10 protein-coding genes are annotated in these 11,880 nt (G+C 41.3%); 8 read left to right on the top strand and 2 right to left on the bottom strand.

Annotated features, from left to right (window positions below):
• Nucleotides 1–558 (bottom strand): GNAT family N-acetyltransferase, encoded by a 558-nt coding sequence (locus DRB05_RS13800; protein WP_128727467.1) that lies wholly within the window; start codon nucleotides 556–558, stop codon nucleotides 1–3.
• Between the two features lie 208 nt (nucleotides 559–766).
• Here DRB05_RS13800 and DRB05_RS13795 point away from each other — a divergent pair, with 208 nt between their 5' ends.
• From DRB05_RS13795 to DRB05_RS13760, 8 genes are all read left to right on the top strand, one after another.
• Nucleotides 767–2,206, top strand: coding sequence for a chitinase (locus DRB05_RS13795; RefSeq protein ID WP_128727466.1), 1,440 nt, complete (start codon nucleotides 767–769; stop codon nucleotides 2,204–2,206).
• Between the two features lie 496 nt (nucleotides 2,207–2,702).
• A complete protein-coding gene (locus DRB05_RS13790) occupies nucleotides 2,703–4,214 on the top strand; it encodes a S8 family serine peptidase (protein ID WP_128727465.1) in 1,512 nt (503 codons plus the stop codon).
• Nucleotides 4,215–4,249: 35 nt separating this feature from the next.
• Nucleotides 4,250–5,029 carry a Hint domain-containing protein gene (locus tag DRB05_RS13785; RefSeq protein WP_128727464.1) on the top strand — a complete coding sequence of 260 codons (780 nt, stop codon included), beginning with the start codon at nucleotides 4,250–4,252 and terminating at the stop codon, nucleotides 5,027–5,029.
• A gap of 254 nt (nucleotides 5,030–5,283) precedes the next feature.
• Complete coding sequence (locus DRB05_RS13780; RefSeq protein WP_128727463.1) at nucleotides 5,284–6,066, top strand: hypothetical protein; 783 nt, start codon at nucleotides 5,284–5,286, stop codon at nucleotides 6,064–6,066.
• 57 nt (nucleotides 6,067–6,123) lie between these two features.
• Nucleotides 6,124–7,590 carry a hypothetical protein gene (locus DRB05_RS13775; RefSeq protein WP_128727462.1) on the top strand — a complete coding sequence of 489 codons (1,467 nt, stop codon included), beginning with the start codon at nucleotides 6,124–6,126 and terminating at the stop codon, nucleotides 7,588–7,590.
• Nucleotides 7,591–7,750: 160 nt separating this feature from the next.
• Complete coding sequence (locus tag DRB05_RS13770; protein WP_128727461.1) at nucleotides 7,751–9,304, top strand: hypothetical protein; 1,554 nt, start codon at nucleotides 7,751–7,753, stop codon at nucleotides 9,302–9,304.
• Between the two features lie 154 nt (nucleotides 9,305–9,458).
• The gene (locus DRB05_RS13765) at nucleotides 9,459–10,658 is read left to right on the top strand and encodes an RsmB/NOP family class I SAM-dependent RNA methyltransferase (RefSeq protein ID WP_128727460.1); all 1,200 of its coding nucleotides are present in this window, start codon (nucleotides 9,459–9,461) and stop codon (nucleotides 10,656–10,658) included.
• Between the two features lie 8 nt (nucleotides 10,659–10,666).
• Nucleotides 10,667–10,918, top strand: coding sequence for a DUF2999 family protein (locus DRB05_RS13760; protein WP_039496508.1), 252 nt, complete (start codon nucleotides 10,667–10,669; stop codon nucleotides 10,916–10,918).
• A gap of 41 nt (nucleotides 10,919–10,959) precedes the next feature.
• On the opposite strand, the gene DRB05_RS13755 is transcribed toward DRB05_RS13760, so the two are convergent.
• Complete coding sequence (locus DRB05_RS13755; protein ID WP_239966013.1) at nucleotides 10,960–11,877, bottom strand: hypothetical protein; 918 nt, start codon at nucleotides 11,875–11,877, stop codon at nucleotides 10,960–10,962.
• Between the last annotated feature and the right edge of the window lie 3 nt (nucleotides 11,878–11,880).

Below are 11,880 nucleotides of genomic sequence, written 5' to 3'. Positions count from 1 at the left end.
TTAAAACTCCAATACCATTTCTGCTGCTTGGCAGTGGCATTCAGTACCACAAATAGTACAAACATAGCCGTGATAGATACAGTCGTCTAACCACTTATCATCATGGACTTTGATCAGTTTGCCACCGGCCTTAGTAAAGTATTTTACGGCTCCGTTACCTGGGCTTTGTTTCCAAAGGTGTGAAACGCCAGCTTTTGCACCTTGTTGCTTCAGTGCTTCTATCGAGTATTTTAATAATTGTGGGCCAATGCCTTGTCCCTGAGCTGAAGGTGCGATAGCAATGCATTTAAAGTAAGCCATATCAGCTTTGTCTACAGGCCACAATGTTGGCGAGCACCACTTATCTATAGGCCATTGCCCTGCACTGTATGATGTTCTAAAACCGAGCAACTCACCTTCATTGTTTAGCGCAACAAAGGAAGCATTAATGCCCTCTTTACAGCCTTTTTGGTGCATTTGTTCAATACTTACGTCATCAAGATAATTATCACCATGAACGAGATTGCCAAGTGCGATGACACTGTCGAAATGTTGCGACTGTAAAGGAATGATTTTCATAGGCTGCTCCATTATTGTTATTTGTTGTGAGGTCCTAGCATACCACTTTAATCATGTACCAAAAACGCGAAGATTCGGCAATTTTAACTGGCGCTTTTTGAGTAGTGGTAAGAATAAAAAGTGAACAAAATTTGACAGCGATGTCATTTTGTTAATAATTGTTGAACCGGTGATCTTCACCGTTAACAACAACATGTAAAGGAAAAATATGAAAATTCTAAAATTAGCGACCGCAGTTTCGCTTGCTATAACTGCAAGTCAGGTGATAGCAATGAGTCCGCAACCCGATCCACAAAACCCCAATGGTTATATTGTCTCTCGGGTGGCGTTAAATAATGCAGAAAGCGCGAAAACCAACAACCCTATGTATGCTATTTGGTCTAAAGCACTGGAAACAAGAGAAAATACGGTTGTAGAGGCGATAGTGCCGGGCCTTGTAAGTAATCCTGATAATGTAAAAAGAGCTGAGCGGGTATTTGGTCAAACCCAGTGGCAATTTCTTACCCAAATGGCGGCGCCTGAATACACCTACACGCGTTTTTTACGTGCCATTGGTAAGTTTCCCGCATTTTGTGGCGACTATACCGATGGGCGAGATGCCGATGCAATCTGTAAACGCTCAATTGTGACTGCATTTGCGCATTTTGCCCAAGAAACAGGGGGGCATATTGCTAAAGACAATACTTCTGATAACCCTCTCGGGTTAGAAGAATGGCAACAAGCTTTGGTGCATGTGCGTGAAATGGGGTGGTCAGAAGGACAAGTTGGTTATACCACGGGGTGTGGACAAAATGACTGGCAAAACCGCCGCTGGCCATGTGGGACGGGACAAGGGTATTTTGGCCGAGGCGCTAAACAGCTTTCATATCACTTTAACTATGGTGCATTTAGTGAAGTCATGTTTAATGGTGATGCCACGGTGCTATTAAATAATCCGGGTTTAGTAGCCGACTCTTGGCTAAACTTAGCGTCTGCAATTTGGTTCTTTTTAACGCCGCAAGCGCCAAAACCTGCAATGTTACATGTCATTGATAGAACTTGGACACCATCTCTGCGGGAAAGTGAGGCGGGGATTGGTTATGGCTTTGGCACCACTATTAATATTATTAATGGTGGGATTGAGTGCGGCGCGCAAAATAAAGACAAAGGTCAGCCAGTTAATCGCATTCGTTATTGGGAAGGACTTTCTCATTATTACAACATCACCATTGAAGCTGATGAAGAAAATACCTGTTGGCAGCAAACACCATACGGAAGCTTAAATCTTGACGGCGCAACTGATGTCCTCTACACCAACTGGGAAGGTGATTGGGCTTATTATGCAGATCGCCCCGGAGGATATTCATTTGAGTGTAAACTCGTAGGGTATCAAACGGCTTATTCAGCGCTTGTGCCTGGAGATTACGAAAAATGTGTGACAAATTTTTATCAATCACACGCAAGCTGGCCTGAAGTACGAGTTGTTGATGAGCTACCAACCAATCCTACTGAGCCACCTGTAGGTGGCGTACCTGCTTGGGATGCCAGCAAGGTTTATCTAAAAGGTGATAGAGCGAGCTACAATGGGGTGATCTATGAAGCCAAGTGGTGGACCAAAGGAAATACACCTACTTTCGACGGCTCTGGCCCTTGGTTGGCTGTTAATTAGATAGTATTGGCGGGTTTCCCGCCTCTATTTCTATTAGATTTATTTTTACTTAAAACTCGCCTTTTATTACGCTTTATTCTATTGAACTTTTCAGAATTCCTCCTCTTATTAAAAATTTAATCATATTTTATTGTTATTTATTTAAGGTTTTTAAATGCTTGTTTATTTCTTTGTGTATGTTTTTGGTTTTTTGCAAAAAGGGCAATGTTTAGAAAAGCTAGGTGTTGTGTTTTTTGTTTTATTTTGTTTTTTCGGTGGTTTTAATGTGTTTGTTTTTATCTCTTTGAAATGAATGCTAATTCTATTTTTTTATTCGGCTTATCTAAATTGTTTAACCCACGTGTGTTTTGTTGTTTTTTTGTTTTTTATGTGTAATTTTGATGTCGCTAAAATGTGTTTCTATGTATATCTGTAGTTTTAGTTGTAGTTTGCATTGCTTTTTTAGTCGATATAAATCGGAACTTACTTTGATTTTTAAAATAAAAAAGGAAAAATCATGAAAAAAAGGAAAATAACACCGTTGTTATTGAGCCTTATGCTTGGGTCTACAGTTCAAGCCGCTGAGTTTTACAGTAACTCTTCAGGAACACAGGCGATTAAAGACAGCTACATTATTGTGTATAATACACCGTCTGCTTTAGTTAATGCAGATATCAGCACTAAAGCAGCATTTACGGCATCTTTAACGTCGAAGTTAAGCGCAGAGTTTGGGTTAGATGTTGATTATCAATATGATAACTTAGCTGGTGTTGCTGTTAAAGCAAACTCCGAGCAGTTATTGAAGTTGCTTTCCCACCCAGACATCAAGTTCATTGAGCAAAATGCGACCTTTACCATTGATCCACAGTTCTCTGATTTCCACGCGTTACAAAACAACCCTACTTGGGGTTTGGACCGTATCGATCAAAGAGATCGCCCATTAGACAAGAAATACGTTGGTGCGAATAATGGTCAGGGTGTCACTGCTTACATAATCGATACTGGGGTGTTAAACAGCCATAATGATTTCGGTGGTCGTGCTAGAAATGGCTATGATTTTGTTGATAACGACGCTGTTTCTCAGGATTGTAATGGTCATGGTACGCATGTTGCCGGTACAATCGGCGGTTCGCAATATGGTGTTGCCAAAGCAGTAGATTTAGTTGGTGTGCGGGTCCTTAATTGTAGTGGTTCGGGATCATATGCTGGCGTAATTGCGGGGATCGACTGGGTTGCTGGTAATGCTTCTGGACCATCTGTTGCAAATATGAGCTTGGGTGGCGGTAAATCTCAAGCTGTTAATAACGCTGTGGCAAATGCAGTGAACCGTGGTATTACCTTCGTAGTGGCTGCGGGGAATGATCGTGGTGACGCTTGCTCTAAATCACCGGCAAGTGAGCCTTCTGCAATCACCGTTGCCTCTTCAGATATCAACGACGCAAGATCTGGTTTTTCCAACTATGGAAAATGTGTCGACGTATTTGCGCCTGGATCTTCAATAAAGTCAGCATGGATTGGCTCCAACAGTGCAACTAAGACGATTAGTGGTACTTCGATGGCATCGCCTCACGTTGCTGGTGTAGCAGCGCTGCATTTGTCTAAATCGCCAAACCTAAACCCTGCTCAGGTGACCGCTGCGATTAACAACAATGCTTCTGAAAACAAAATCTCGAATGTCGTCGGTTCACCAAACAAATTGGTCTATGCCAAATTTGAAGATCAACCAGGAGATGGCTTAGTCGAAATAGTAAGCGGTAACAAAGGCCAGTCGAAGGTATTCCCTTTTAGTGTTGCGTCAGGCACGAGCAAATTAGTCGTTAGCTTATCTGGTGGGACGGGTGATGCTGATCTTTATATCAAGCATGGCCAAGAACCTTATCCAATTGATAACGACTGTGCCTCAGAGAATCCTGACACTTCAAACGAATCATGTGTCATCACTAACCCAGCAAGTGGCACTTGGTACTTAACAGCCTATGGGTATAGCGCTTTTAATAATGTCACCCTAAAAGCTGAAGCTGTGAAATAAACTTCAATTTACATTAATTACAAGGAAATTTTTCTATGAGATCTTTGATGATTTTATTCACTACGTTGTTTGCACTTGTTGCATTCAAATCAGAAGCTGCAATGGATATTGCTGCTTATCAAAGTCAAGCGACTACCGATAATGCCGCTCATGGACGTTGCGCGAAAAAGGCTATTTCAGCGACTGAGTGTGTTAAACGTATAGACTGGGCTGTTCGTGAAGGCTATATCACTGCTAGAGCTGGTGAGTGGGGTAAAGCTAATGGCTTCTATCCTGTTGTCGACTTTTACGACAGAACGGTTGGTGCAGTATGTAAGTGTGGTTGTTTTGAAGCGAATACATTAATTCGTGTCACCAAAGGTGGTGATATTGTTGATGTAGCAGCAAAACATATCGATGATAGCTATGGTTTGGTTGGCTTAGCAAAGGATGCTTCTTTGAGCTTGCTATCGACAAACACGTTTGAAATGAGAGCGCGTACTAAAGGTGCTGAAGAATCAGATCTTTACGTGTTTATTTTAGAAGATGGCTCTGAACTTAAAGTGACTCAGCACCACGGTATGCTTTTAGGCAATGGCGCGATGGTTGCAGCTAAAGATGTTGAGTTAGGCCAAACGATGTTGCGTGCAGATGGCGTTGAGCTTTCAGTTGCTTCAATTACTCGTGAGCCTACCGAGCTGGACGTATACAACTTTGAAACTAATGGTGCAGAAGTAGTAAATCACATCATTATTGCAAACGACATTTTAGTTGGTGATTTGACTTGGCAAAATCAGCTACAAGCTGAATTAGGTCAAATTGTGGTACGCCAGTAAATAATTTTTAATAGGGAAGGCTATTCCTTCCCTTTTTCTACCTGTTCGATTTGAAGCTTGGCTGTCATACGAAATAACAGCCCTTACTCATGATTATATTTTTATCTGTTTAGTAGCTCAGTCACAAATACTTTTGAAAAGTTATTCTGGCTATGGTTATTTTCATAATGAAGTTAGCACTATTTTTCAGCTCGAACACGAACAGATTTCCATCTTTCAAACTATTTGTCGTTCAATATTTAGGTTTTATTTTTATGAAAAAAAGTATTTTGATTACAAGTTTGGTCGCTGTGATAGCACTGGCAGCTTTTAAGTTTAACTTGTTTTCTGTTGCAGAAGTTGGGGCGGAAAATGAGGCAAGAAATAATCCAACAACAGTTCTCACTAAAAGTGAGGAAGTGAAATTAAGTAAACTCGATGAGTTAGACAAAAAGCTTATCAATGAAATCAATACTAAGTTACCTAAAGCTGATTCTAAACTTGCCACCCCTGAGGTTCGACTACTAACCGCTTTTGAGAGAATGCAATTGTCAGTGGGTAAGTTTAATTCAGCCTCTTTTATTAGCGAAGAAATGCAAGACTTATTGCATGACGCTAAGATGATTGAAATTGCAAAGCAAAGCCTTGTGGATTATGAGCACGCTGAAAAGACATTTGGTGAACAACAAGCGTTAGTTAGAGTGTTTTCAATTCGTTTGTTAGATGAACTTGCCAAAGCGGGGGAGCCGGGGCCTCTGTATGAGGCTACTGGACAAGTTGCACGAGCATTAAATGCTAAGCTGGTAAACGGTGAGACGATTGAAAAGCGCAGAGACCTAGATCTTGAAGATTTGGTTTATGCTTCTATTGCTACCTATGGAGATAAGCAAGTGATTGATTCTCCGGAGACTGTAATGATGGAACTTGGATATTACGACGATTTTCACACTGATATCAGAAAAATTTATGCCAATCAATTTGGCGCAATTATCAATCGCAAGAAAAGCGTAGATGAAACCATATTAATTGTACAGAAGCTATTTAAAAAGCAGTCATAAAATAGTGTTTTAACTTACTTCATCGTAAATCAAGATATTAAAAAGAAGGACTTTGTAATGGGTAACTCCGCAAAAGCTGTTTTTTTATTGAGTGCTTTATATGTAGCGTCAAGTCATGCCACTATTCATCCTGTTAAACCATTTGCTCAACAATATATTTCAGATTCAATTAACTGGATGACGGAGCAAAATATTGTCTGTGATTTGGCCGAACAATCACACCCAATGTGTGACTCTACCACTGTTCATTTTAATGATGGTACTTATGATCCACAAAGAACTAAACCTCAGCAGACCGTATTAGTGCTAGATTATGGTTTGGATTTGCAAACGGTTTTGCGTTATCGAAGCCGAGTCATCGCGACGTATAAATATGATCATCAGAGTCAGTCTTTTGTGGCTGATAATCCATCGGTGACTATCTCAAAGTTAGGAAAAAAGCTGTTAACTGAGCTTGACGGATTTACCTATCTCAATGACGAGACAGGGTATACCGAAAGTGGCTTTTTGCCTGCGGCATGGCTTGGAGAGTTAGCTGCTAAATATGTTTCGATAGCGAAACATGATAAATATGACCATATAACTGGAAAGCCCCATTTTAGTCATGGAACTAAGGTTTTTGGTTATTTAGCACAACACAATCCCGATGCCGAATTTGTCATTGTTGATACTGAGAGCTTTTCTCCATTTATCAATCACAAAGATGCACTTTGCAGCCGCAATATCGAAGGGTTACATGCCAAAATGCAAAGGGCTGCTAATTCCTTACGAGCCGATGTTATTGAGCAGCATGGTGTTGAGTATATAAACTATTCCGGCGGCTTTGAAAGAGCCGATGTCCGTAATGCTTGGTCTGCTAGCTCATGTAAAGGCCAATTGAGCAATAGTACCGCTACCGAATTTGTTAAGAGTATCAAGCCTATTTATGATGTACTGTTTAATACCCACGGAGTGCTGGGCCTTCATGCCGGTGCGATTGGCGCCAGTAGCAGTGAGAATCCGTTAGATGTGACTGAGTATCCTAACCGGGTACGCGTGATGTCCTACACCACCGGTCCAGTGGACACCAATATAACGGCTACAGGTGATTTAAATTGGCAACAGGTTTTTGTAGATCATACATCTGAGTTTAATGGAGATAAGTATATCGATCTATATGTAAATTTTGGCTATGGCAGAAGCGACTTCTGGGAACAAAATAGCACGCCGAAAATGGCTTCCGATGTTTATGGAATGCGCTACGGTGCAGATTGGGAATTTCCATCGTCCTCTTGGGCTACGCCGATCGCCACTTCCTATGCGATTGCGACACAAGCTCAACTTGAGCTTGATAAGCAAATAACTTGGTTTGACCCTGCACTGTTAAAACAGACTTTGTTACCAAATCAGTGTTTTGACAATGGTGGCTATTTCATCAACTTTAAGTTATCTCAATTTATTCGTGATGGTGAAGGTGTATGTAGAATTCAAGATCCATTGAAGCATCGTATTGATGAACTGAATCGTCAGCAGTATCTAAACTAGTAGCTAATTAGGACTTTGTACTAATTTGTTACTTTATGGTGCCTGTTTGACAATCCATGATATAGTCGCTAAGAAAATTTTTTGTTAATTTATTGTGTTTGAATATTTTGCTTGGTAGGCAAAATATAATGTATCGAGCACCATTCTAAGGATAGGTTTTATGGTTAAAATAACAGGTACTTTAATTGCCGTTTCGTCTTTGTTATTTGTTTCTGGTTGCGGTGGAGGGAGTGATTCAAATGAACCTGTACCGGATCCAATTAAACCGCCGCCAGATCCTGTTACAGTTGAGCCCGATCCCAGTGTGTTTATGGATGCAATTGAACAGCAGGGCAAACAGTACGTCTCTGATGCAATTGAGTTCATAACCTCGCAGGGCATAGACTGTACGGATACGACAGCGACCCATGAAATGTGCGCTATCGTCAATGTAAAGTTTAATGACGGAGTGTTTGACCAATCTCGGACAAAACCATCGCAAACATTACTCGTTTTGGATTATGGAATGGACTTTCATACGGCGCTGAGATACCGCTCTCGAGTCAAGGCTGCTTTTAAGTATGATCCCCAATCCAAAACTTTTATCGCGGATAATCCTGAGGTAAACCTTTCAAAGCTGGGGGTTAAGTTATTAACAGAAGTCAATCAGTTTGCCTTTACGGATGACAAATTCGATTCTCCACAGCCTGCATTTTTACCCGCCGCGTGGTTATCTGATCTCGCTGTCAAATATAGAGCTGTCGTGCCTGATGATACTGCTGATAGGGTTACAAAGCGCAATTTTAATAGTCATGGCACTAAGGTATTTGGTTATCTTGCTCAGCATAACCCTGAGACAGAGTTTGTTGTTATTGATACCGAGTCTTTCTCACCTTTTATTCAGCATAAAAACGCTCTATGTGCGCAAGATATTGGCGAGTTTTCCAGTTACATGGCAAGTGCCGCAAGCTCGCTGACGGCGGATATCATTGAAGCAAATGAAGTTGAATTTATTAACTATTCGGGTGGCTTTACGCTACAAGATGTGTATATCGCATGGGAGCAGAATGCGTGTGCGGGAGAGCTGAATAGCGCAAAAGCTACTGAATTTTTATATGCTTTGAAGCCTGTTTATGAGGCAATATTTAGCTCACCCAAAGCGCTTGCATTTCATGCTGGTAATACTGATGCTGTGACAAGCAAGGATGACTTGGATCTCATGCCGTTTAGTAATCGAGTTCGGGTATATCAGTATTCGACTTTAGCAAAAAACACGACTATCCAGCCATTTGGAAAGTCTGAGTGGCAACAGGTTTATGTAGAGCAGCCAGACAGTTTTGTTGGCAATGAAAGTATTGATTTGTACATTAATGTTGGTTATGACCCATACGACAGCACGGCAAAAAATAGTACACCTAAAATGGAACCTGATGTGCTTGGTATGCGCTATGGTGTAGAGCAAGCCTTGTATGGCTCCTCTTGGACAACACCAGTTGCAACATCATACGCGATAAATGAGCAGGTAAAGCTTGCTACTGAAACTGGTGTGAGTAACTTGGACCCTCAGGTGTTAAAAGCAAGATTACTACCAGACTCTTGCAATGATTCTGGTGACTATCAAGAAAATGAGGCGCTCGCTAAGTTTATTGAACAAGGGCAGGGGATGTGTCGTATTCAGGACCCATTGCGTCACCGAGCTGATGAGCTCAACCGTATTGGATATTTAAGCCGATAATCGACTGGCTGTAATAATGTAAAAATGAATCGAAGTCGCATATTGTTGTGTGCTTCGATTCATTACCTTAATTTTAGCTAATATCATAAACTCCAATTGAAGCCCCTTGGTATGCGCGCTAAAATAGTGTTTTAGCAATAATCGAGACCATATTGTGTCTGTAACTCGCTCGTTAGTTCAAACTCTGTCTGAGTGCATTGAACATGTACTAGATACTTCTCTTCATGCCGATAAAGCATTAACTCAACTGCTACAGAATAACCCTCAGTGGAGCCTTGATGAAAGGCAATATGTGGTAAGTAACTATTACCATATCTTTCGCTTTAAGCGGTTACTGGCTTACTTACTTGAGCATGAAGAAATGCCGTTAGACGGATTCGGCTACTGGTTAACTTGCCAAGTTGTTACAGCGCAGCCGCTTCCTGAATGGTTGGATACTGAGCGTTATAATCTGGAAAAGCTACAAAGTTTAATCGAGCAGGCGCCTCAAGCTGTTCGTTTATCTTTACCTGATTGGTTGAATGAGGTTGCAAATGAGCAACTGGGTGAGCAGTGGCCTGCGGTTGCATCCGCGCTAAATCAAAGTGCTCAACAATATTTGCGAGTAAATAGCCTAAAAAGCGATATTGCAACAGTGACAGAGTCCTTAGCAAAAGAAGGGATCAAGGTTTCACACGTGGCGCTTGACTCTCATGTCGCGCTAAAAGTTGAGTCCAATAGCCATCTGTTCCGCTCTCAAGCATTTCAGTCTGGTTGGTTTGAAATGCAAGATGCAGGTTCTCAGCAAATTGTACCTTTTTTAGAAGTAAAACCTGGTCATAAAGTGGTTGATGCCTGTGCAGGTGCTGGTGGTAAGAGTTTGCATATAGCGGCGCTGATGGAGAATAAAGGTCGCTTGTTGTCTATGGATATTCACGAACATAAGCTTGAAACACTAAAACAGCGAGCGAAACGTGCAGGTGTGCATGTTGCTGAAACGCGTGTTATTCAAAATAATAAAACCATTAAGCGCCAAAAAGAGAAGTTTGATCGCGTGCTATTAGATGTGCCGTGTTCAGGTCTTGGTGTATTAAAGCGGAATCCAGATGCAAAGTGGCACTTGAATTCGCAAAATTTAGACACACTTATTGCTTTGCAAACCGATATTCTGGCGCGCTACAGTCAAATGTGTAAAGTGGGCGGCAAACTGGTGTATGCAACTTGCTCCATTCTTCCTTCTGAAAATGAGCTGCAGGTTGAGCGCTTTTTGGAAAATAACCCCAATTGGCAGTTAGAAGACTCACTACGTTTACTTCCAGGAGTAAATTCAGAGTTTGACGGTTTTTACGCCGCACGATTAGTAAAAAATAGTTAGGAAACGAAATGAACCCAATCATTGCATTACTTAAAGAGCACAATATTTCGGATGAACAGATCCAAGCGGTATTTACCCAGTTGACTGAAAATCCAATGATGGCGATGGCGACTATTCAACAACTAGGTATTCCACCTGAAAAGCTTCAACAGTTGATGGCTTTGGTAATGCAAAATCCCGCATTGATCAAAGAAGCTGTTAACGAATTAGGTCTTGATTTTGAAAAGGTTGAGGCTGCAAAAGCACAGCTAAAACAGTAGTGCCTTTGGCTAGGCAAGAGTAATCTTGTCTAGCCAAATATTTAATTATCAAACAATATAGGTGTTAAGGCCCACTTTTCCAGTACCCCATCTGAGCTTATCGTCGTAAGCATATTGCTATCTGAGATGTGAAGATCATAAACGGTGCTGCCCAGATTCAGTTGTGCAATTGGCCAACTGACAACCTCTTTTCCCGACGCTAATTCCCATAACGAAATATATTCCTTAGACGAAGTGGTTAGCAGAAATTTGTCGTCAGCGACAAACTGTGCACCACGAAAAAATTTGAAGCGCTGAGGATAGGATAGAGATAACACTTGTTCACCTGTATGAGTATCAATGAATTTTTGGTCTTGCAGTGCGTCAGATACGAACAGCCAGTTTTCATTTTGTGACAATGCCAAACTGGTAATACGATGAGGCAGCTTATAATCTACGGTGACTTCTTTACTCTGTAACTCAAGCCTTTTGGCGTGACCGTCTAAAGAAGCAGAGTAGAGCGAGGTCAAGTTACGATTAAAAATCAAATGTGTAATGCTGCTTTCATGTAGGTTTATTCTGGTGATGATCCGCTCGTCTAAACTCAAAAGTAGTACGCTACCATCATTGTAGCCAAGCGCGATAAGCTCTTCGTCACTTGACCACAGAGCCTTAGTAACGCGAATAAATGAGTCAAACTTAGGTAATGAATAACTGACAACTTCGTTTGAATGCAATTGCCAGATGTTGAGTTGGGTGTCCGAAATACTCAGAATACTGCGTTTGCTCGGTGCTATTAAAGCGTCATGAAAAGTAAGTTGGTATTTACTTCCCTCAATTTCTTTAATCAGTTGTTGGCTTTGATTATCCCAAACTTGTAGTAAATGATCGTCAATGAGTAGTAAGGTTAGCGCCGCGTCACTTGAAAGTTGTGCGAGACTAACCGGCAACTGAGTCAATTGTATTTGCTCTGCTGGCACTAA

The organism is Pseudoalteromonas sp. A757 (genome assembly GCF_004103285.1).
GTDB lineage: Bacteria > Pseudomonadota > Gammaproteobacteria > Enterobacterales > Alteromonadaceae > Pseudoalteromonas > Pseudoalteromonas galatheae.
The sequence above is the reverse complement of the archived record's forward strand: the minus strand, read 5'-3'. Positions and strand labels throughout refer to the sequence as shown.

Excerpts from the sequence above, each read along its gene's own strand:
- DRB05_RS13780 (WP_128727463.1), top strand. The coding sequence starts at position 5,284 with ATGAAAAAAAGTATTTTGATTACAAGTTTGGTCGCTGTGATAGCACTG.
- DRB05_RS13760 (WP_039496508.1), top strand. The coding sequence starts at position 10,667 with ATGAACCCAATCATTGCATTACTTAAAGAGCACAATATTTCGGATGAA.
- DRB05_RS13795 (WP_128727466.1), top strand. The coding sequence starts at position 767 with ATGAAAATTCTAAAATTAGCGACCGCAGTTTCGCTTGCTATAACTGCA.
- DRB05_RS13770 (WP_128727461.1), top strand. The coding sequence starts at position 7,751 with ATGGTTAAAATAACAGGTACTTTAATTGCCGTTTCGTCTTTGTTATTT.
- DRB05_RS13785 (WP_128727464.1), top strand. The coding sequence starts at position 4,250 with ATGAGATCTTTGATGATTTTATTCACTACGTTGTTTGCACTTGTTGCA.
- DRB05_RS13790 (WP_128727465.1), top strand. The coding sequence starts at position 2,703 with ATGAAAAAAAGGAAAATAACACCGTTGTTATTGAGCCTTATGCTTGGG.
- DRB05_RS13800 (WP_128727467.1), bottom strand. The coding sequence starts at position 558 with ATGAAAATCATTCCTTTACAGTCGCAACATTTCGACAGTGTCATCGCA.
- DRB05_RS13775 (WP_128727462.1), top strand. The coding sequence starts at position 6,124 with ATGGGTAACTCCGCAAAAGCTGTTTTTTTATTGAGTGCTTTATATGTA.